This is a genomic window from Terrabacter aeriphilus (genome assembly GCF_039542985.1).
Classification (GTDB): domain Bacteria; phylum Actinomycetota; class Actinomycetes; order Actinomycetales; family Dermatophilaceae; genus Terrabacter; species Terrabacter aeriphilus.
On sequence record NZ_BAABIW010000018.1, the window covers coordinates 65,146 to 85,492 of the forward strand.

Consider the following 20,347-nt stretch of genomic DNA (forward strand, 5'->3'; position numbering starts at 1 on the left):
GGTGGCGCGCTGCACGTGGGCCCACCACGTACGCCGCCCGCCTCCCCACGAGGGGGGCGGGCGGCATACGTCCTCGGGTGCGACGTGCGTGCGACGGGCGACGTGAGGCGTCGGTCAGCCGGAGGCCATGCCGGTCTTGATGAGGTCCATCACCGAGCTGTCGGCGAGGGTCGTCACGTCGCCGACCTCGCGGCCCTCGGCGACGTCGCGCAGCAGGCGCCGCATGATCTTGCCGGAGCGCGTCTTGGGCAGCTCGCTGACGATCATGATCGAGCGCGGCTTGGCGATCGGGCCGATCTCCTTGGCCACGTGGTTGCGCAGCTCCTTGACGAGGTCACCGCCTTCGCCCGGCTCGTCCGCCTCCTCGACGAACTCCTGGCGCAGGATGACGAAGGCGCAGACGGCCTGTCCGGTCGTCTCGTCGGTGGCGCCGACGACGGCCGCCTCGGCGACCTTCGGGTGCGACACGAGGGCCGACTCGATCTCGGCCGTCGAGAGCCGGTGGCCCGAGACGTTCATGACGTCGTCGACGCGACCGAGCAGCCAGATGTTGCCGTCGGCGTCGTACTTCGCGCCGTCGCCGGCGAAGTAGTACTTCTCTCCGAACCGCGACCAGTACGTCTCCTTGTAGCGCTCGGGGTCGCCCCAGATGCCGCGCAGCATCGACGGCCACGGCTTGGTCAGCACGAGGTAGCCGACCTGCTCCGGCGTCGTGAAGGGCTGGCCCTCGTCGTCGAGGATCTCGGCGCTGATGCCGGGGATCGCCTTCTGCGCCGAGCCCGGCTCGAGCGTCGTGACGCCCGGCAGCGGGCTGATCATGATGGCGCCCGTCTCGGTCTGCCACCACGTGTCGACGATCGGGGCGCGGCCCCCACCGATGTGCTTGTGGTACCAGAGCCAGGCCTCGGGGTTGATCGGCTCGCCGACCGAGCCGAGCAGGCGCAGCGAGCTCATGTCGAACTTCGCCGGGACGTCGGAGCCCCACTTCATGAAGGTGCGCACCGCCGTGGGGGCGGTGTAGAGGATCGTCACCTTGTAGTCCTGCACGATCTCCCACCAGCGACCCTGGTGCGGGGTGTCGGGCGTGCCCTCGTACATCACCTGCGTCACGCCGTTCGTGAGCGGGCCGTAGACGATGTAGGAGTGGCCCGTCACCCAGCCGATGTCGGCCGTGCACCAGTAGACGTCGGTGTCGCGGTGCACGTCGTGCACGACGGCGTTCGTGTAGGCGGCCTGCGTGAGGTAGCCACCCGTCGTGTGGAAGATGCCCTTCGGCTTCCCGGTCGTGCCGGACGTGTAGAGGATGAAGAGCGGGTGCTCGGCCTCGAAGGCCTGGGCCTCGTGCGTCGGCGCGGCCTTCTCGAGGGCCTCGTGCCACCAGACGTCGCGGTCGTTCCACGCGGTGTCCTGACCCGTCCGGCGCACGACGAGCACGTGCTCGACCGACGTGTCGCCGTGGTCGAGCGCCGCGTCGACGGCCGGCTTGAGCGCCGAGGGCGCACCGCGCCGGTAGCCGCCGTCGGCGGTGATGACGACCTTGGCCTGGGCGTCGTCGATGCGCGAGTGCAGCGCCTCGGCCGAGAAGCCGCCGAAGACGACGGAGTGCGGGGCGCCGAGGCGGGCGCAGGCGAGCATCGCGACGGCGGCCTCGGGGATCATCGGCAGGTAGATGGCGACCGTGTCGCCCGTGCTGACGCCGAGGTCGGCGAGCGCGTTCGCGGCGCGCTGGACCTCGGCGTGCAGGTCGGCGTAGGTGATGTCGCGGGTGTCGCCCTCGGGCTCGCCGACGAAGTGGATGGCGACCTTGTCGCCGCGGCCGGCCTCGACGTGCCGGTCGACGGCGTTGACGCACGCGTTGAGCTCGCCGTCGGCGAACCACTTCGCGAAGGGCGGGTTGCTCCAGTCGAGCGATTCGCTGAAGGGAGTGCTCCACGTGAGGTAGGTGCGGGCCTGCTCGGCCCAGAACCCCTCCGGGTCGGCTGCCGCCGCGTCGTAGAGGTCGGCCGTGCCGTTCGCCTGCGCGGCGAACTCGGGCGGCGGCGGGAAGGTCAGTCCCTCGTGGACGAGGTTCTCGAGCGGCTCTTCGCTCACGGTGTCACCCTTTCGCATCGACGATGGTGCGGTCGTGCCGTCCGCGCGTCAGGCAGTCAGGCGCGGCGGTCGCCACAACTCAAACGCAGGCTAGTTCGCCCTTCAAGGCCGGAGTGAGGCGGGTCTCATCCCTACCGGCCAGTAGCCGGTCCAGCGGTCCCGCTCCGAGGACGAGCGGTCAGGTGCCCCTTCGACCGCGGCCGTATGCCGGACGCGGGGTCGCGCTTGCCCGCGCCGTCCTCGGCCACGACGCCCGCCTCCCATCCGTGGGCGCCGTCGTCGTCGAAGATGAGGTGTGACCGACCTGACGTACCGCCTCGTCGTCCGGGCAGCCCGGGGACTCTTCCGGCTGCTCGGCCTGCGCATCGAGGTCCGTGGGGCCGAGCACCTGCCGACCCGCGGCGGCGCGGTGCTCGCGAGCAACCACGTGAGCTTCCTCGACTTCCTCTTCGTCGGTCTCGTCGGCACCCGTCGCGGACGGCTGGTCCGGTTCCTCGCCAAGCAGGGCGTCTTCACGCCCCCGCTCGTCGGCACCGCGATGCGCGCCATGGGCCACATCCCCGTCGACCGGGCCCACGGCGAGATCGCCCTGCGCCGCGCGGTGGCCGCCGCCCGGTCGGGCGAGGTCGTCGGGCTGTTCCCCGAGGCGACGATCTCGCACGCCTGGACGCTGCGCCCCTACCGTCCCGGAGCCGCCGCGGTGGCCACGTGGTGCGGCGTCCCGCTCCTGCCCGTGGTCGTCTGGGGCGGCCAGCGCGTGCTCACGGTGGGTGCGCGCGTCGGGCTGCGGCGCGGCACGCCGGTGACCGTTCTCGTCGGCGAGCCGCTGCACCCGGAGCCCGACGCCGACCCCCGCGTGGTCAGCGAGCAGCTGCGCGAGGCGACCGCCGCGCTGCTCGAGCAGGCGATGGACGACTACCCCGGTCGCCCGCGCTCCGCGGCCGACCGGTGGTGGCTGCCGGCGTCGCGCGGTGGCACGGCGCCGACCCCCGAGGAGGGGGCGCGCCTCGACGAGGAGGGGATGCGCCGGGCCGACCTCGCCGCGTCGGGGCGGGCCCGGCGCCGCGGTCAGTAGCTCATCCCCATCACCGCCCGCACGGTGGCGAGCGTCCGGTCGGCCACCGCCGCGGCCCGCGCGTTGCCCTCGTGCAGCACCGCGGTCACGTATGCCGGGTCGCGCGCCAGGTCGGCCCGTCGCCTCCGGTGGTCGGCGAGCGACTCGTTGACCGCCTCGGTCACGAGCTCCTTGAGCGCTCGGGCCCCGCCGTCACCCACCCGCTCGGCCAGCACCGCGGGGGACTCGTCGAGGAACAGCCCCGCGATGGTGAGCAGGTTGGCGACGGCCGGGCGGCGCTCGGGCTCGAAGGTGATGCGGCGCTCGCCGTCCGTCACGGCCGCCCGGATGCGCGCCGCCGTCTCGTCGGCGGTGTCGCGGAGGTTGACGACGTTGCCCCGGCTCTTGGCCATCTTGGTGCCGTCGGTGCCGAGCAGCAGCGGCACCTCGCCGAGCAGGGCCTCCGGCTCGGCGAACACGCCCTGGCCGCCGGCATACCTCTGGTTGAAGCGGCGGGCGATCGCCCGGGTCAGCTCGAGGTGCGGCAGCTGGTCACGCCCCACCGGGACGACGCGGCTGTGGCAGAAGAGGATGTCGGCGGCCTGGTGCACCGGGTAGGTGAGCAGCAGCCCCGACAGGGGGCGGCCACCGGAGAGCGCGAGCTCGTCCTTGACCGTCGGGTTGCGGCGCAGCTCGGCGTCCGTGACGAGCGAGAGGAACGGCAGCATCAGCTGGTTGAGCGCCGGCACCGCGCTGTGCGTGAAGATCGTCGTGCGGGCGGGGTCGATGCCGGCCGCGAGGTAGTCGACGACGAGACCGTGGACGTTGTCGCCGATCGCGCCGACGGCGTCGCGGTCGGTCACGACCTGGTAGTCGGCGATGACGACGAAGGTCTCGGCTCCCTTGTCCTGCAGGCGCACCCGGTTGCGCAGGCTCGCGAGGTAGTGACCGATGTGCAGCGGGCCGGTGGGGCGGTCACCGGTGAGCATCCGGAAGCGGGCGGGCTCCCGGGCGGCGTGCGTGTCGATGAGCTCGTCGAGCACGCGGCTGCGCTCGCGGGCCACGGCGTAGGTGGCGCTGGCCTCCGTCTCGGCCGCCTCGGGGCCGGCTGGGACGGCAGCGGGAACGGCGGGCGTCGTGGTGGGGACGGTGGTGGGGACGGTGGTGGGGGCGGTGGTGGACGCCGGGGTGTGGGACATGGGTCTCTCCTGTCAGGGTCGAGAGCCCACGGGAGGAGCCGGTGCCGGCCAGGGCACGCGCACGGAGCCGCCCGTGGGCGGCTCCGGATGTCGGGATGGGTTCGATGGGCCGCCTCAGCTGGGCAGCCACCACGCTCCGGTGAGGGCGGGTCGGGTCATCGAGCTCATGCCGTGAGTGTACTCACGCCCCCGGGGGCGCCGGGCGGTCCCGGACAGCGGACCGGCGCTCCTAGGCTGGGCTGGTGCCCGAGCCCAGCCCCGCCCAGACCGCGCTCCTCGACCAGCTCGAGCTCCTGCTCGAGCTGCCCGACGTGCGGGCGCGCGCCGACGACGCCCGCGAGGCGTGCACCCGGTTGCGCTTCCACGAGGCGCTGCGGCGACGGATCCCCGAGGCCGCGGCCGAGTCACGTGTGCGCGGCGCGCGCGCCAGCGCCGCCCTCGACGGCGCCGACTTCCCGGTCGAGCTGGTGCGGGAGCTGATGAGCGGCGCCCGGGACTGGCCGCTCGACCCCGACCCCGGCCTGCAGGTGCTCCGGGGAGCGATGGCGGCGACGGCCGAGAGCGAGCGGGTCGTCTCGCTCGTGCGGACGGCTCCGCTGCAGGCGCTCGCCCGGCTGCACGTCGCGGCCGCCGGCCCCGGCCTGACGGCGGGCTCGCAGGACGCCGCGGCCCTCGGCCGGCCGCGGGTCGGCGACGAGGGCTGCTCCGAGCTCGTCGACCTCGGGCCCGCCCCGGCCGCCGCGACGGTCGCGGCGCGGCTCTCCGGCCTCGCCGAGCTCGTCGTCGCGACGGCCGGCAGCAGTCGCGTGCCCGCCGTCGTGGTGGCTGCGCTCGTGCACGCCGAGGTGGCCGCGATCCGGCCGTTCGTGCACGGCAACGGGCTGGTGGCCCGCGCGATGGAGCGCGCGGTCGTGCAGGCATACGGCCTCGACCCGACCGGGGTGGCGGTGCCGGAGGCCGGCCACGTCGCCCACGGCGGGCCCGCGTACGTCGGCTCGCTGGCCGCCTACGCCGGCGGCGGCACCCGGGGCGTGGGCCTCTGGCTCGTGCAGGCGGGGGAGGCGCTGACGACGGCGGCGGGGGAGGGCGAACGGATCAGCGACGCCGTGCGCGCCGGTCGGCTGCGCTGACCCGACGATCCGTGCGGGGTGTCCACCACCATGGACAGTTTCTCGGCGCCGGACAGACCGGACAGCCCGTGGGGCTGTCGCCACGCCGACGCCGTGGAGTAGAACGGAACCAGGAACCACATCGCCGAGAGGCGTAGATCCGGATCCACGCAAGACAGAACGACTCGAGAAGAACCCGCGTACCCACGCGAGAGCAGTTCCCTTGGAACCGTCCACCCCCGGTCGCACAACCGGGGCGACACTACGAGATTGCACGCTTGGTAGCACGGTCCTTCTCTGGAGGCCTTCCGACCTCGGTCGGGAGGCCTCCGCTCGGTTCGGACGACGGCCCCGTGAGCCGGATCTGCGGGGTCCATTCGGGCGTGGCGACAATTCAGAAGAAATCACCGCGTGTCGGGACATCTCGGTTTGCAATCCGTGGGGGGAGCGTCCACAGTTGACGGTGGTGCTCCCCGTGAGGGTCGAGCGCCGCGCGATCTGGCTCCTCCCCCCCGGTGCCAGTCTCGTGAGGTGGCCTCCGTCTTCCCCCGGACGGAGGCCACCGCCATGTCCGGACGCTGCCCCGACGTGGTCGTCCACACCCCCTGGCGCGGAGCGCCGGTTGTCCACCGGTGCAGGCCCGTGGGTGTCGCCGCGCGGGTGCCCCGCGCCACCGTGGGACGCATGGGAAACGTCATGGTGTGCCTGCCCGCCTCCGGGGGCGTCGGCTCCACCACCCTCGCGGCCGCCGTCGCCGTGCGAGCCGCCGCCGCGGGCCTGGGCGTGGTCGCGCTCGACCTCGACCGGGCCGCGGGCGCCCTCGACGTCGTCTTCGGGGTGGAGCAGGACCCCGGCTGGAGGTGGGCCGACCTCGAGGACGTCTCGGGCGTCGTCGACGGGGCCGCGCTCGCCCGCCGCCTCCCGAGCAGCTGCGGCGTCGCGGTGCTGTCGGGTGCGCGGGACGACGGGTGGCGACCGCCCGCGGAGGACCCCTGGCTCGACATCGTCCCCGACGTCGTGGCAGGGCTGTGCGAGAGCCACGACCTGGTCGTGGTCGACCTGGCCCGCGACGTCGGCGTGCTCGCGGCGATCGGGCTGCTGGTCGACGCGGCCGTCGTGGTGCTCGGCTCGGGCGTCGCCGAGCTCGCGGCGGGAGCGGTCGTCGTCCCGGGCGTCCGGCGGGTGCTGGCGACGGCCCGCGACGCCGGCCGCCCGTGGCAGGAGCAGCCCCTGCTCCCGATCGAGCCGTGGGCCGTCATCCGGGGGCAGCGGGTCGAGCCCGACCTCGAGGAGCTCGTCACCGACGAGCTCGACGTGCCGGTCGTCGCCGTGGTCGGCAACGACCGGCGCCTGCGGGCCGAGCTGGCCCACGGCCTGCCGCCCGGGGCCCGCGGTCGCGGCGCGGTCGTCCGCGCCGCTGACGAGCTCCTGCTGCGGCTGACCGCCCAACGGGCCGCGGCATGAGCCGGGGACGCCGGTCCGGGCGTGGGGCTGGTCGCGATGGCGCTGACCTCGCCCGGGTGGGAGGGGTGGTCGCGATGGCGCTGACCTCGCCCGCGTGGCAGGGGTGGTCGCGATGACGCTCACCCCGGCGATGTGGCAGCGGGTGCGCGACGGAGTCGGCCCCGACGGGGCGGCGGTCGCGGGGGTGGCGGCCGAGGAGCTCGGGCCACTCGGCGCCCAGCGCGTGGCGGCCTCCCACGCTGCCCTGTCGTCGCGGGTGCTGGGTGCGGGTCCGCTCGAGCGCTGGCTCGTGGAGCCCGGCGTCACCGATGTCGCCGTCAACGGCGACGGCCGGGTCTGGGTCGACCGGGGCCACGGCATGGAGTGGGTGGGCGACCGACTCCGCCCCGACGAGGCGCGCACCCTCGCCGTGCGGCTCGCCGGCCTCGCCGGACGCCGACTCGACGAGTCGAGCCCGTGGGTCGACGGCCAGCTGCCCGACGGGGCGCGGTTGCACGCCGTGCTGCCCCCGCTCGTCGACGGTGGGCCGCACATCACGATCAGGGTGCCTCCGCGCCGACCCGTCGACCTGGCCGAGCTGCGAGCCGGGGGCATGCTCTCGCCCGAGACCGAGGTGGTGCTGCGGGCTGTCGTCCGCCACCGACTCGCCTTCGTCGTGTCCGGCGGCACGGGCGCCGGCAAGACCACCCTGCTCGCGGCGCTCCTCGGTTGCAGCGACCCGTCGCAGCGGATCGTCGTCATCGAGGACGTCCGCGAGCTGAGCATCGACCACCCGCACCTCGTCCGGCTCGAGGCGCGACCACCGAACGTCGAGGGCGCCGGCGAGGTCACCCTGACCACCCTCGTGCGGCAGGCCCTGCGGATGCGTCCCGACCGCGTCGTCGTCGGCGAGGTGCGTGGGGCCGAGGTGCGCGAGCTGCTCGCGGCGCTCAACACCGGGCACGAGGGCGGCTGCGGCACCGTGCACGCCAACGCCCCCGCTGACGTCGTGGCCCGGTTCGAGGCGCTCGGTGCCCTCGCCGGCCTCGGCCCCGGAGCGGTCCGGTCGCAGCTCGGGGCGGCGATCGACCTCGTCGTGCACGTGACGCGGGCCGAGGGCCGGCGGCGAGTTGCCGCGGTGGCGGCGCTCTTCCGGCGTGACGGCGAGCCGTGCGTCGTGCCGGCGCTGGAGTGGGACGGCCGAGGCCGGCCGGTGACGGGTGCCGCCTGGCCTGCCCTCGCGGCCCGGCTCGGGCTCCCGACCGACCCCGACCGGGTGCCGGCCACGGGCGAGGTGGGTGGGCGGGGTGAGGTGGACGTGGTGGCAGCCGGGGGCCGGGCGAGCGAGCCCGGGGCGGCGGGTGCGCCGTGGGACCCGGGGGCGACGTCGTGAGCGTGGGGCCGGCCGAGGTCGTCTCCGCTGCGCTGCTGGCCGGATGCGTGCTGCTCTGGCCGTCGCGCCCGCGGCCGTGGCAGGCCGGCGCGCTCGGCTCGCCCGGGCCGGTCGCCCGGCCGGACTCGGAGGAGCCCCCCGGCGGCTGGCGTCGCGTCTGGCACGAGGACCCGGTCGAGCTGTTCCGGCGCTGGCAGCTGCGGCGTCGCAGCGACGCCGTGACCGATGCCGTCGTCGAGCTGCTGCGCGGCATCGGCCCCGCGCTCGAGGCCGGACTGCCGCCGGCCCGGGCCCTGGCGCTCGCCGCCGAGGCGCTGCTCGGGCCGGGAGCCGTTGCGGGGTCGGGAGCTGTCGCGGGGTCGGGAGCTGTCGCGGGCTCGGGAGGTGTCGAAGGGTCTGGAGGCGTCGAAGGGGCGGGAGTCGTGGTCGGGCCGGGTGCCGGGCTTGGTGCCGGGGCGGGGTCGGGAGCCCCGGCCGGGGCGCATCGCGTGGTGGGCGGTGGACGAGCGGGGACGGGCCGCCCGGCAGAGGCGTCGGTGCGACTGCTCGTCACGGAGCTCGTCGAGGCGACCGGTCGCGGCGAGTCGGTGGCGGCGGTGTGGAGTGGGTGGGCGGCCCGGACCTCGTCGCCCTCGCTCGCCCTGGTCGCCTCTGCGTGGCAGCTGTCCGAGTCGACGGGCGCACCGCTCGCGCTGGCCGTCGAGCGGGCGACCCGTGGGCTGCTCGATGCCCGGTCCCGTCGTGGCCGCGTCGCCGTCGCCGTTGCCGGGCCCCGCGCCTCGGTCACGGTGCTCACGCTCCTGCCGCTCACAGGACCGCTCGTCGGCCTCGCGTGCGGCATCGACCCCCTCACGCTCTATCTCGGTTCGCCGCTGACGGTCGCCTCCCTCGGGCTCGGACTCGCACTCGTCGGAGCCGGCCGCGTGTGGTGCACCCGGATGATCCGCACGGCGGTACGCGCATGAGCTGGGCGGCCGTTCCGGCACCGGATGCCTGGGCTGTGGTTGCGGCTGGGCTCGTCGGCCTGGCCGTGCTCGTGCTGCTCGGCGGGCCGGGTCCGCGCTGGTGGCACGACGCACCCGGCAGGCAGGGCAGGCATGCCGCCGATGACACGGACGGCGCGGGGCGGCGGCCTCTGTCGGGCGCCCCGAGGTCGGGGCGCTCGGGAGCCCGGCCGGTGACGGACGACGAGGTCGCGAGCGCCCTGGCCCTGCTCGCGCTCGCCTACCGGTCGGGCCTGCCGACGTGGGACGTGCTGGATGCGGTGGCAGCAGGGTCCACGGGGCCCGCCCGGACCGACCTGCGCCAGGTCGCCACGGCGTTGCGCTGGGGAGCGACCGAGGCCGAGGCCTGGGACTCCGTCGGGCCGCCCTGGGCGGCGGCGGCGCGGGCGCTGGCCGTCGCGCACTCGGCGGGAGTGCCGCCGGGCCCGCTCCTGCTCTCGGCCTCCGACGACCTCCGAGCAGTCGAGCTGGAACGGGTCGAGGTTGCGGGGGCGAAGGTCGGCGTGCGGCTCGTGGCTCCCCTCGGGCTCGTGCTGCTCCCGGCGTTCTGCCTGACCACCGTCGTGCCGCTCGTGCTGGCGCTCGCGGGCGACCTGCTCCGGCCATGAGGAGCCGTGACGAGGGACGCGACGGGGAGGCAGGTCCGCCGGGGCGCCTCGCTCGCCCTCGATCGTGCCGCCGACGACGACCACCCGTTCCCGAGGCGAAGGGCCCCGGGACAGAGAGGAGAAACCGATGAAGCACGAACTGGCTCGGCTCGAGGTGGCGCTGCGCCGCCTCCGGGCGCGACGGCCCGACCGGACGCGGCGCCGCCACGTCGGGATGGGCGGTGGAGCGGGACGAGGAGGTGGAGCCCGCCGGAGGTGGGAGGCCGGGATGACGACGGCCGAGTACGCGGTCGGGATCATGGCGGCCTGCACGTTCGCCCTCGTCCTGCTCGGCGTCGTCCGGTCCGACGCGGTGCGCGGCGCCTTGGCCGGGATCGTCCAGAGCGCGCTCCGCCTGGCCGGCTGAGGCGCGCGATGGGCAGGAGGGCATCGGTCGCCGCGCGCCGGGGCCCCGTCGGGGCGCCGCTCGCGGCGAGGCTGGGGCACGGCAGGGCGGGGGCCCCGGTCCGGCGTCGCGAGACCGGGATGGTGACGGCCGAGCTGGCCGTCGCCATCCCGGGCGTCGTCCTCGTGCTGGCCCTGTGCCTCGTCGCGGTCGGGGCAGCGGTCGACCAGATCCGCTGCGTCGACGCGGCGCGGCTCGCCGTCCGGGCGGCGGCCCGTGGCGACACCGCTGCCCACGTGCGTGCGCTCGCGGTCGAGGCGGCTCCCGTGGGTGCGACGGTCGAGGTCTCCGCCCGAGCGGGTGCGGTGCGCGTGTCGGTGCAGGCGCGCGCCCGGTCGTGGGTGGGCCTGCCCACGTGGCAGGTCGTCGCCAGCGCCGAGTCGCCCGTGGAGTCCTCCGCGTCGGCCGTGCCTGCCGCGCCGGACCATGGTGGCCGGGCGTGAGGGCGGGTGCGACGGCTGAGTGGTCGGGGCCGTCGCCGGTGGCCGGGCGCAGCCGTTCGAGACCGCCGGCCTCGCGGCGTGACCGCGGCGCCGCGACCGTGCTGGCCGTCGCCGTCGTCGCCGTCGTCATGGTGCTGGGCACGGGCTGCCTCGTCATCGCGTCCGCCGTGCTGGCGAGCGGTCGGGCTCGGCTCGCCGCGGACGTGGCCGCGCTGGCCGGTGCGGGTGCGGCCCGCGACGGTGCCGACGCCGGCCGGGCGTGCGCGCTGGCCCGTCAGGTGGCGCGCACCAACGACGCGACGCTCAGCACGTGCTCGCTCGAGGGGGAGCGGCTCGACGTCGTCGTCACCGTGCAGCCGGTGTGGTGGCCGGCCGTCGCGGTCGCACGCTCCCGCGCCGGACCCAGGAGCTGAGGCGTCCCCGAGGGGTCAGTGGGTGTGCCGGGGGTCAGTGGTGGTGCCGGGGATCAGCGGTTCTGCCAGGCGTCGGGGGTCGTGAGCAGCTGCCGCACGCGGTCGGGCAGGGCGCCGGTGCGCAGGTCCTCGAGCGACGTCTCGTCGAGCACCTCGCGCAGGCTGGCCCGCACGGCGACCCACAGGCTGGGCAGGTGCGTCGCGACGCCGTGGTACTCGGTCTCGTGCGGTCGCAGGCCCCGCACCTCGGCGAGCGGGCCGTCGACGGCCCGGAACACGTCGCCGACGCTGATCGCGCTGCGTTCCCGGCTCAGCACGTAACCGCCTCGGGCTCCGCGGCGGCTGAGCACGAGGTCGCCCCGGCGGAGGTCGGCGAAGATCGCCTCGAGGAACTTCCGGGGAAGGTCCTGTCGCGTCGCGAGGGCGTCGATGCTGATCGGGCCCGAGCCCTCCGCATCCGCATCGGCGAGGATGAGCATCGCGCGGACCGCGTAGTCGACTCGTGCCGAGATGTCCACGACTGCAGTCTGCCGTACGGCCGTGTGCCGGCACGAACCGCCGGCACGAACCGCGCCGGGGCGTCGCCGCCCGTCAGATGGCGAGCGCCGCCGTCTCGACGACGCTCGAGCGTCCGATCGCCCGGGCTGCCACGACCTCACCGGCGTGCAGCTGCAGGTCGGCGGCGTCGCGGCGCGAGACCTGCGCTGCGAAGTGGGCGCCGTCCTCGGTGCGCAGGTCGACCCGGACCTCGAAGCCGAGCGGCACGACGCGCTCGACGACGGCCGTCACGACGCCGGGGGAGCCGGGCACGTCGGCGTCGAGCGCGAGCGCCGTCGCGAGGTCGCGCTCGATGACGATGTCGTGCGGACGCACGAGCTGGTCGCCGAGCCGCGAGACGGAGCCGAGGAAGCTCATCACGAAGTCGTTGGCGGGGCGTTCGTAGAGCGTCACCGGGTCCCCGACCTGCTGGATGCGTCCCTTGTCGAGCACCGCGATGCGGTCCGCGACGTCGAGCGCCTCCTCCTGGTCGTGCGTGACGAGCACCGTCGTGACGTGCACCTCGTCGTGCAGGCGGCGCAGCCACTGGCGCAGGTCGGTGCGCACCTTGGCGTCGAGGGCACCGAACGGCTCGTCGAGGAGCAGCACCTGGGGGTCGACGGCGAGGGCCCGGGCGAGCGCCATGCGCTGGCGCTGCCCGCCGGAGAGCTGCGCGGGGTAGCGGTTGCGGAAGCCCTCGAGCCCCACGATCTCGAGCAGGTCGTTCACCTTCGTGTCGATCTCGGCCTTGGGCCGCTTGCGGATCGAGAGCCCGAACGCGACGTTGTCGCGCACCGTCATGTGCTTGAAGGCGGCGTAGTGCTGGAAGACGAAGCCGATGCCGCGCCGCTGGGGCGGCTCGTCGGTGACGTCGCGGCCCTGGATCGTCACCGCACCGGAGTCGAGGGTCTCGAGGCCGGCTATCGAGCGCAGCAGCGTCGACTTGCCCGACCCGCTCGGCCCGAGCAGCGCCGTCAGCGAGCCCTTGGGGATCTCGAGGCTGACGTCGTCGAGCGCGGCGAACGAGCCGTAGTTCTTGCGGGCGTTGGTCACGGTGATCATCGGTCGCTCCTCTTCCGGTCGAGCACGGTCATCAGCAGCAGCACGACGAGCGCGATGCCCATGAGCAGGGTGGCGGCGGCATACGCGCCGTAGGTGTTGTGGTCGTCGATGTAGCGCGAGTGCACGAGCAGGGTCAGCGTCTGCGAGATGCCGGCGAAGCCGGACGACACCATGATCACGGCGCCGAACTCGCCGAGCGCGCGGGCGACGGTGAGGACGATGCCGTAGGTCAGGCCCCAGCGGATCGCCGGGAGCGTGATGCGCCAGAAGGTCTGCCAGCCGTTGGCGCCGAGCGTCGAGGCCGCCTGCTCCTGGTCGATCCCGATCTCGTGCAGCACCGGCTCGACCTCGCGGACGACGAAGGGCAGCGTGACGAAGATCGTCGCGATGACCATGCCCGGCAGGCCGAAGATCACCTTGAAGCCGGCGTTGTCGAGGGCCCCGAACCAGCCGGCCGAGCCCCACAGCATGATGAGCGCGACACCGACGACGATCGGCGACACCGCGAACGGCAGGTCGACGACGGCCTGGAGCAGGCCCCGGCCGCGGAACCGGCCGCGCACCAGGGCGAGCGCCGTGGCCACGCCGAAGACGACGTTGATCGGCACCGTGATCGCCACGATGAGCAGCGACAGGTTGAGGGCCGACTGGGCCGCCGGCGTCGACACCGACGTGAGGAAGGCGGGGATGCCGGGGGCGAAGGTGCGCCAGAGGATGACGGCGATGGGCACCCCGACGAGGACGAACAGGTAGCCGAGCGCGACGGCGCGCAGGGAGAGGCGGGTTCGGCGGGAGACCTTCATGCTGCACGCTCCTCACGTCGCTGGGTGCGGCTCGCGAAGGCCCGCAGGGCCAGCAGCGTCAGGAACGCGATGGCGAGGAGCGCCACCGACACCGCGGCCGCGGCCTGCGGGCGGTCGATCTCGATCTGCTGCTGGATGTACTGCGAGGCGACCTGCGTCTCGCGGGGGATGTTGCCGCCGATGAGCACGACCGAGCCGTACTCACCGATGGCCCTCGCGAAGGCGAGGCCGGTGCCGCTGATGATGGCCGGCGCCAGGGCGGGGAGCACGATCCGGCGGAACGTCGTCCAGCCGGTCGCCCCGAGGGAGGCCGCAGCCTCCTCGACCTCGCGGTCGGTCTCGATGAGGACCGGCTGCACCGAGCGGACGACGAAGGGCAGCGTCACGAAGAGCAGCGCCACGACGAGCCCCCACCGGGTGGCGTTGAGCTGCACCCCGATCGGGCTGTTGGGCCCGTAGAGCGAGAGCAGCACGATGCTGGCGACGATGGTCGGCAGGGCGAACGGCAGGTCGATGAGGGCGTTGACGACGCGCTTGCCGCGGAAGTCGTCGCGCACGAGCACCCAGGCCACCAGCGTGCCGAGCACGGCGTTGGCGAGGGCGACGAGCGCCGACACGAGCACGGTCACCCAGAGCGCGGCCAGCGCGGCCGGTGCGGTGATGGCCCGCCACAGGCCGGCCACCCCCTCGTCGAACGCGGCCACCGTGAGGGCCGCCAGGGGCAGCAGCACGATGACGCTGAGCCAGAGCGTGACGACCCCGACGCCGAGTGGCCGGGCCAGACCGAGACGCCTCCGTGGGCGGGACGTCGGTGGGACGTCCGGCCCGGCACCCGGTGCGGGGGTCGAGTCGTCGCGAGCGGGGCTCGCGGCGGGGGAGGCCGCGTCGTGCGACGCCGACGTCGCGACGACGCTGCGCTCGTCGGTGTGTGCACTCATGACGGTCTCCGGGTCGAGGTCGGTGTCAGTGGGCGGGGCAGGTCACTGGGTGGCCTGGTCGTAGATGACCGCGATGTCGCCGACGTCCTTCTTGAACAGCGTGCTGTCGACGCTCTTCCAGCCACCGAGGTCCGCGATCGTCCAGAGCTTCGTCGGCGTCGGGAACTTCGACGCGTAGTCGGCGGCCACCGTGGCGTCGACGGGCCGGAAGCCCGCCTCCGCGACGAGCTTCTGCGCGGCCGGCGTGTAGAGGAACTCGTCGAAGGCGGTCGCGGCCGTGAGGTTCTTGCTGCTCTTGAGCACGGCGGCCGGGTTCTCGATCTTGAAGGTCTGCGGCGGCGTCACGTGCTGGACCGGGTCGCCGTTCTTCTCGATGAAGAGCGCCTCGTTCTCGTAGCTCAGCAGCACGTCGCCGCTGCCCTGGAGGAAGGCCTCCGTCGCCTCGCGACCCGACTTCGGCTGGATCTTCACGTGCTGGCCGACGAGGGCCTTGATGTAGGCCAGCCCGGCGGCCTTGTTCGTGCCGCCCTCGCTCTTGACGGCATACGGCGCGAGCAGGTTCCACTTGGCCGAGCCCGACGAGAACGGGTTGGGCGTCACGACCTCGACGCCGGGCTTGAGCAGGTCGTCCCAGTCCTTGATGCCCTTGGGGTTGCCCTTGCGGGTCACGATCGTGACGACCGAGCCGAAGGGAATCCCCTTGTGCTCGTTGGAGTTCCACGACGCGTCGACGAGACCGGCGTCGACGAGACGCGTGACGTCGGGCTCGACGGAGAAGTTGACGAAGTCGGCCTCGGCGCCGGCGGCGACCTTGCGGCTCTGGTCGCCCGAGGCGCCGTAGCTCTGCTGGAACTGCACGCCCTTGCCGGCGGTCGTCTGCTGGAACGCGGGGATGAGCACGTCGAACGCGACCTTCGGCACGGCGTACGCGTAGAGGTTGATGGTGCTCGTCGCGGCAGCGGCAGCGGTGGACCCGGGCTGGGCCGCGACGTCGCTCGCGCCGCCGCCGGCGCACGCCGTGAGGCTGAGCGTCCCGGTCACGGCGATCGCGGCGAGGAGAAGGGGTGAGCGTCGCATCGACGGGCTCCTGACGGGTGTGGACGGACGGGCGCGCACGAGGCGACTGGCCCTGGAGAGCGGCTGCTTTCCTACGGAGAGAGTAGGAGTGTTTCCTACTGTCCATATGGGATTTTGAGGAAATCGGTCCGCAGGATCCAGTCGGGCCCGCCCGCGTCTCAGACTGTGGGCCCCGGGCCGGCGCAGCGCAGCGTCAGGTCGAGCAGCGCGATCGCGCCCTGCTTGTCGAGCGGCTCGTTGCCGTTGCCGCACTTGGGCGACTGGATGCACGAGGGGCAGCCGGTCGCGCACTCGCACGACGCGATCGCCTCGCGCGTGGCGCCCAGCCACGCGCGCACCCGGCGGTAGCCGCGCTCGGCGAACCCCGCCCCACCCGGGTGCCCGTCGTAGATGAGGATCGTCGGCAGGCCGGTGTCCGGGTGCAGCGCGGTCGACACGCCCCCGATGTCCCACCGGTCGGCCGTCGCGAAGAGCGGGAGCATCCCGATCGCGGCGTGCTCGGCCGCATGGGCCGCACCCGGTATGCCGTCCTCGGCCACCCCGACCGCGGCGAGCTCGTCGACGGGCATCGTCCACCACACCGCCTTGGTCGCGAGCGACCGCGGCGGGAGCTCGAGGGGGTGCTCGCCGAGCACCTCCCCGCCGGGCAGCCGGCGCAGGAACGAGGTCACCTGGTGGTGCACCGTCACGTGCCCGAAGGAGCAGCGCAGGGGTCCCCACGGCTCGTGCTCCACCTCGTGGACGATCTGGAAGTCGCTCACCGACTGCGCCTGCGTCGTCCAGCCGGGGTCGCCGCGCACGGCGAAGGCCGCGTGGTCGTCGAGGTCGAGCTCGGTGACGACCCACGTCTGCCCCTGGTGCAGGTGCACGGCGCCCGTGTGCACCTGGCTGTGGGCGGCCGCGTCGTCGACGGTGCCGACGACGCGCCCGGTCCGCGTCTCGACGATGCGGACCGGTTCGCCCGCCCCGCGGAGCGAGAGGTGGTCGGCCGGACGGTCCTCCCGGCCCCAGAACCAGCCGCGCGGGCGCTTCTTGAGGATGCCGCGGGCCACGAGCGCGTCGAGCAGCGCCCGCGTCTGGGGCCCGAAGACCTCGATGTCGGCCTCGGTGACGGGCAGCTCCGCCGCGGCGGCGGCCAGGTGCGGGGCGAGGACGTGCGGGTTGTCCGGGTCGACGACCGTGGCCTCGATGCCGCGGCCGAAGATCGCCTCGGGGTGGTGCACGACGAAGGTGTCGAGCGGGTCGTCGGCAGCCACGAGCACGGCCAGTGAGCGTTCACCCGACCGCCCGGCGCGACCGGCCTGCTGCCACAGCGACGACAGGGTGCCGGGCCAGCCGGCGAGGAGCACGGCGTCGAGCCCGCTGACGTCGACGCCGAGCTCCAGGGCGTTCGTCGCGGCGAGGCCGAGCAGCTCCCTGGAGCGCAGCGACCGCTCGAGCTCGCGCCGCTCCTCGGGCAGGAAGCCGCCGCGGTAGGCCGCCACGCGCCCCTCGTCGCTCGTCGACACCCGCTCCCGGGCGATCCGCGCCACCACCTCGACGCCGGCCCGGGAGCGCGCGAACGCCACCGTCTGCACCTGCTCGCGCACGCAGCCAGCGAGCAGCTCGCCCGTCTCGGTGATGGTGCTGACCCGCTTCGGCTGGCCCGTCTCGTCGACGAGCAGGGGCGGTTCCCACAGGGCGAAGGTCATCGACGCCCGCGGCGAGCCGTCGACCGTGACGGGCGCGACCGGCAGGCCGAGCAGCCGCGAGGCGTGCTCCTCCGGGTCGGCGACGGTCGCCGAGGCGAAGACGAAGGTGGGCGTCGAGCGGTAGCGGGCGGCCACGCGGCGCAGCCGGCGCAGCACCGCGGCCAGGTGCGAGCCGAAGACGCCCTTGTAGACGTGGCACTCGTCGACGACGACGTAGCGCAGGGCGCGCAGGAACGAGCTCCAGCGCTCGTGCCCGGGCAGCAGCGAGTGGTGGAGCAGGTCGGGGTTGGTGAGCACGAGGTTGGCGTGGTCACGGATCCAGCGGCGCTCGTCGGTCGGGGTGTCGCCGTCGTAGGTCGCGGGTCGCACCGCCGGCAGCGCGAGCGCGTCGATGCGGCTCAGCTGGTCGGCCGCGAGCGCCTTGGTGGGCGAGAGGTAGAGCGCGGTCGCCCCGCGGCCGTTCGGCGCGCTCGCGCCGGCGACGAGGTCGCTGAGGATCGGCAGGTGGTAGCCGAGGCTCTTGCCCGACGCGGTGCCGGTGCTGACGACGACGTGCCGCCCCGCGTGCGCGTGCCGGGCCACCTCGACCTGGTGCGACCACGGGTTCTCGATGCCGGAGGCGAGGAGGGCGCCGAGCAGGCTCGGGTCGACCCACTCGGGCCAGTCCGCGTGCACGGCCGCGCGGGCGGCGACCTCGTGGACGTGCACGAGGCGCTCCGGGTGGTCGCCCGCGAGAGCCTGCAGCAGGGCCTCCGGCGAGGTCCGGCCGGCCGGGGTGCGCGGGGCGCCGACGGCTGGGGCGAACCGTCCGCCGTCGGGGCTCCCCGACGCGGTGCCTGTGGGCGTGGGCTCCCCGTTCATGTGGAGCAACCGTATGCCGTCGGGGTACGGTAACCGTTGAGTGGGGCATGTTACCGCTCGGTCAGTCAGGCGGGGGGCTCGCGCCGGTCGGGGTTCGACCAGCCGTCGTTCGCGCGCACGGATGCAACCACGGACAGGAAGGGGCGCAGGTGGATCTCTCGATCACCCGGGCCGACCACGGCGACCAGACCGTGGTGCACCTCGGCGGTGAGATCGACGTCTACACCGCCCCCCTCGTGCGCGAGAAGCTCGACGAACAGATCCAGGCCGGGCGCATCCAGCTCGTCGTCGACCTCACCGACGTGACCTTCCTCGACTCCACCGGGCTCGGGGTGCTCGTCGGGCGACTCAAGCTGACGCGCACCCGCGGCGGGTCCATGCGCCTCGTCGGCACCGACGACCGCGTGCTCAAGGTCTTCTCCATCACCGGTCTCGACAAGGTCTTCGAGATCCACCCCGACCTCGAGCGCGCGCTCGCGGCGGGTGAGGACGCGTCCCGGACGGGCGCGGGCTCCTGAACGACACGCCGGTCGTCGACACGGCACGCCTCGGACTGCTGCGCGCCGACCTCTCCGCCGCCGCGTTCACGGTCGACGGCGTGGCCGAGCGGCTCGGCGACGTGGCGTCGGCGGCGCTGCACCGCGAGCAGCCGCTGCCCGCCCTCCGCGTGACCGAGGGGGCGACCGATGCGTGCGCGGTGCTCGTGCGCCTCTTCACGCTCGGCCGACCGGTGCCCGTCCCGGCGCTCGCAGCAGCCCTCCCCACGCTCGGGGTCGACGGCGCGGTGGCCCTCGGCCTCGTCACCGTCGGCGCGGCCCGGCACGACGCGGGCAGCGCGGCTCCGACGGGCGGGACCCCGGCGCACGACGCAGGGCGGGAGCCCGGCCGCTGGGCGCCGCCCGGCGACGAGGCGCTGGCGACCTGCGACCTGCGGCCCTACGGCGACGACGCGCACGACTGGTGGGTCGCCTCGGACCTCACCGGGCTCGCCGTCGGCGGTCCGCTGCGCCACGACCACGTGCTCGGCGTCGGCGGCGCGTCGACCACCCTCGCCTCGTGGACCGTCCGCCGGCCGGTCGGGCGGGCGCTCGACCTCGGCACCGGGTGCGGCGTCCAGGCCCTCCACCTCACCGCCCACGCGCAGTCGATCGTCGCGACCGACATCTCCCGCCGGGCGCTCGCGTATGCCGCCTTCAACCTCGCGCTCGCCGCGCACGACGCGCACGGGGCAGGCCCCGAGACAGACCTGCGTTCCGGTGATCTGCTGGAACCCGTTGCGCACGAGCGCTTCTCGCTGGTGGTCAGCAACCCACCCTTCGTCATCACGCCGCGGGGGCAGGGCCTGCCGCTCTACGAGTACCGCGACGGGGGACGCGCCGGCGACAGCCTGGTGCGAGCGCTCGTGCGCCAGGTCGGTTCGGTGCTCGAGCCTGGCGGCGTCGCGCAGTTCCTCGGCAACTGGGAGGTGCCGGCCGGCCGCACCTGGCGCGACGTGTGGGCCGAGTGGCTCGAGGAGCAGGCCCGTGACGGCGTGGCCCTCGACGCGTGGGTCGTGCAGCGCGAGTCGCAGGACCCCGCCGAGTACGCCGAGCTGTGGGCCCGCGACGGCGGTGCCCGACCCGGCAGCGACGCCCACTCCCGCATGTATGCCGCGTGGCTCGGCGACTTCGAGGCGCGCGGCGTCGAGCAGGTCGGCTTCGGCGTCGTCACGCTCCAGCGGCCGGCGACCGACCGGCCCGCCTGGCGCGCCCTCGACGAGGTGCACGGGCCCGTGGCCGCGCCGATGGGCCCGGCGGTCGACGCCGGGCTCCGCGCCCGCACGTGGCTCGCCGAGCACTCGGAGGACGAGCTGCTCGACGTCGCGTGGTCGTGCGCACCGGACGTCACCGAGGAGCGCCACGGGCGTCCGGGGGCCGAGGACCCCACCGTCATCGTCGTGCGCCAGGGCGGCGGGCTGGGACGGGCCGTGCGCGCAGGCACCCTGCTCGCGGCATACCTCGGCGTGGCCGACGGCGAGCTGACGGCGCGGGTGGCGCTCGAGGCGGTCGCGACGGTGCTCGACCTCGAGCCGGCGGAGGTGCTCGCGGAGGTCGTGCCCCAGCTGCGCGAGCTCGTCGCGGACGGCCTGCTCGTCTAGGACGGACCCCACCGCGACGGCTGGACGTGCGCCAGGGCG

Annotated in this window: 19 protein-coding genes; 11 read left to right on the forward strand and 8 right to left on the reverse strand. The window is 74.5% G+C overall.

Going from position 1 to position 20,347, the window contains the following annotated elements:
- Nucleotides 1-114: 114 nt before the first annotated feature.
- Nucleotides 115-2,109 carry an acetate--CoA ligase gene (gene acs, locus ABD979_RS14210; RefSeq protein ID WP_345508141.1) on the reverse strand — a complete coding sequence of 665 codons (1,995 nt, stop codon included), beginning with the start codon at nucleotides 2,107-2,109 and terminating at the stop codon, nucleotides 115-117.
- A 277-nt stretch (nucleotides 2,110-2,386) separates the two neighbouring features.
- Between acs and ABD979_RS14215 the strand changes: the two genes are divergently transcribed.
- Nucleotides 2,387-3,166 carry a lysophospholipid acyltransferase family protein gene (locus ABD979_RS14215; RefSeq protein WP_345508142.1) on the forward strand — a complete coding sequence of 260 codons (780 nt, stop codon included), beginning with the start codon at nucleotides 2,387-2,389 and terminating at the stop codon, nucleotides 3,164-3,166.
- On the opposite strand, the gene trpS is transcribed toward ABD979_RS14215, so the two are convergent.
- A complete protein-coding gene (gene trpS, locus ABD979_RS14220; RefSeq protein WP_345508143.1) occupies nucleotides 3,160-4,344 on the reverse strand; it encodes a tryptophan--tRNA ligase in 1,185 nt (394 codons plus the stop codon). The genes ABD979_RS14215 and trpS overlap by 7 nt on opposite strands.
- A gap of 242 nt (nucleotides 4,345-4,586) precedes the next feature.
- Between trpS and ABD979_RS14225 the strand changes: the two genes are divergently transcribed.
- From ABD979_RS14225 to ABD979_RS14260, 8 genes are all read left to right on the forward strand, one after another.
- Complete coding sequence (locus tag ABD979_RS14225; protein WP_345508144.1) at nucleotides 4,587-5,474, forward strand: hypothetical protein; 888 nt, start codon at nucleotides 4,587-4,589, stop codon at nucleotides 5,472-5,474.
- 663 nt (nucleotides 5,475-6,137) lie between these two features.
- Nucleotides 6,138-6,917, forward strand: coding sequence for a nucleotide-binding protein (locus tag ABD979_RS14230; protein WP_345508145.1), 780 nt, complete (start codon nucleotides 6,138-6,140; stop codon nucleotides 6,915-6,917).
- A gap of 112 nt (nucleotides 6,918-7,029) precedes the next feature.
- The gene (locus ABD979_RS14235) at nucleotides 7,030-8,289 is read left to right on the forward strand and encodes a TadA family conjugal transfer-associated ATPase (RefSeq protein ID WP_345508146.1); all 1,260 of its coding nucleotides are present in this window, start codon (nucleotides 7,030-7,032) and stop codon (nucleotides 8,287-8,289) included.
- On the forward strand, nucleotides 8,286-9,254 hold the full coding sequence (locus ABD979_RS14240; protein WP_345508147.1) for a type II secretion system F family protein: 969 nt from the start codon (nucleotides 8,286-8,288) through the stop codon (nucleotides 9,252-9,254). Before ABD979_RS14235 ends, ABD979_RS14240 begins: the two co-directional genes overlap by 4 nt.
- A 212-nt stretch (nucleotides 9,255-9,466) precedes the next feature.
- On the forward strand, nucleotides 9,467-9,901 hold the full coding sequence (locus ABD979_RS14245; protein WP_345508148.1) for a type II secretion system F family protein: 435 nt from the start codon (nucleotides 9,467-9,469) through the stop codon (nucleotides 9,899-9,901).
- 127 nt (nucleotides 9,902-10,028) lie between these two features.
- Complete coding sequence (locus ABD979_RS14250; RefSeq protein WP_345508149.1) at nucleotides 10,029-10,307, forward strand: DUF4244 domain-containing protein; 279 nt, start codon at nucleotides 10,029-10,031, stop codon at nucleotides 10,305-10,307.
- An 8-nt stretch (nucleotides 10,308-10,315) separates the two neighbouring features.
- Entirely contained in the window at nucleotides 10,316-10,789 is a 474-nt protein-coding gene (locus tag ABD979_RS14255) for a TadE family type IV pilus minor pilin (RefSeq protein ID WP_345508150.1), read from the forward strand.
- 38 nt (nucleotides 10,790-10,827) lie between these two features.
- Nucleotides 10,828-11,202: an Rv3654c family TadE-like protein gene (locus tag ABD979_RS14260; protein ID WP_345508345.1), complete on the forward strand. Its 375-nt coding sequence runs from the start codon at nucleotides 10,828-10,830 to the stop codon at nucleotides 11,200-11,202.
- 53 nt (nucleotides 11,203-11,255) lie between these two features.
- On the opposite strand, the gene ABD979_RS14265 is transcribed toward ABD979_RS14260, so the two are convergent.
- The 6 genes from ABD979_RS14265 to ABD979_RS14290 form a co-directional block, all read right to left on the reverse strand.
- Nucleotides 11,256-11,720 carry an RrF2 family transcriptional regulator gene (locus ABD979_RS14265; RefSeq protein WP_345508151.1) on the reverse strand — a complete coding sequence of 155 codons (465 nt, stop codon included), beginning with the start codon at nucleotides 11,718-11,720 and terminating at the stop codon, nucleotides 11,256-11,258.
- Between the two features lie 73 nt (nucleotides 11,721-11,793).
- A complete protein-coding gene (locus ABD979_RS14270; protein ID WP_345508152.1) occupies nucleotides 11,794-12,801 on the reverse strand; it encodes a sulfate/molybdate ABC transporter ATP-binding protein in 1,008 nt (335 codons plus the stop codon).
- Nucleotides 12,798-13,604 (reverse strand): sulfate ABC transporter permease subunit CysW, encoded by an 807-nt coding sequence (gene cysW / locus ABD979_RS14275; RefSeq protein WP_345508153.1) that lies wholly within the window; start codon nucleotides 13,602-13,604, stop codon nucleotides 12,798-12,800. The genes ABD979_RS14270 and cysW overlap by 4 nt, the downstream gene beginning before the upstream one ends.
- A complete protein-coding gene (gene cysT / locus ABD979_RS14280; protein ID WP_345508154.1) occupies nucleotides 13,601-14,542 on the reverse strand; it encodes a sulfate ABC transporter permease subunit CysT in 942 nt (313 codons plus the stop codon). Before cysT ends, cysW begins: the two co-directional genes overlap by 4 nt.
- A gap of 42 nt (nucleotides 14,543-14,584) precedes the next feature.
- A complete protein-coding gene (locus tag ABD979_RS14285; RefSeq protein WP_345508155.1) occupies nucleotides 14,585-15,619 on the reverse strand; it encodes a sulfate ABC transporter substrate-binding protein in 1,035 nt (344 codons plus the stop codon).
- Between the two features lie 158 nt (nucleotides 15,620-15,777).
- A complete protein-coding gene (locus ABD979_RS14290; protein ID WP_345508156.1) occupies nucleotides 15,778-18,171 on the reverse strand; it encodes a DEAD/DEAH box helicase in 2,394 nt (797 codons plus the stop codon).
- Nucleotides 18,172-18,320: 149 nt separating this feature from the next.
- Between ABD979_RS14290 and ABD979_RS14295 the strand changes: the two genes are divergently transcribed.
- The gene (locus tag ABD979_RS14295; protein WP_345508157.1) at nucleotides 18,321-18,689 is read left to right on the forward strand and encodes an anti-sigma factor antagonist; all 369 of its coding nucleotides are present in this window, start codon (nucleotides 18,321-18,323) and stop codon (nucleotides 18,687-18,689) included.
- On the forward strand, nucleotides 18,686-20,308 hold the full coding sequence (locus tag ABD979_RS14300; protein WP_425583984.1) for a DUF7059 domain-containing protein: 1,623 nt from the start codon (nucleotides 18,686-18,688) through the stop codon (nucleotides 20,306-20,308). The genes ABD979_RS14295 and ABD979_RS14300 overlap by 4 nt, the downstream gene beginning before the upstream one ends.
- Nucleotides 20,309-20,347: the final 39 nt, after the last annotated feature.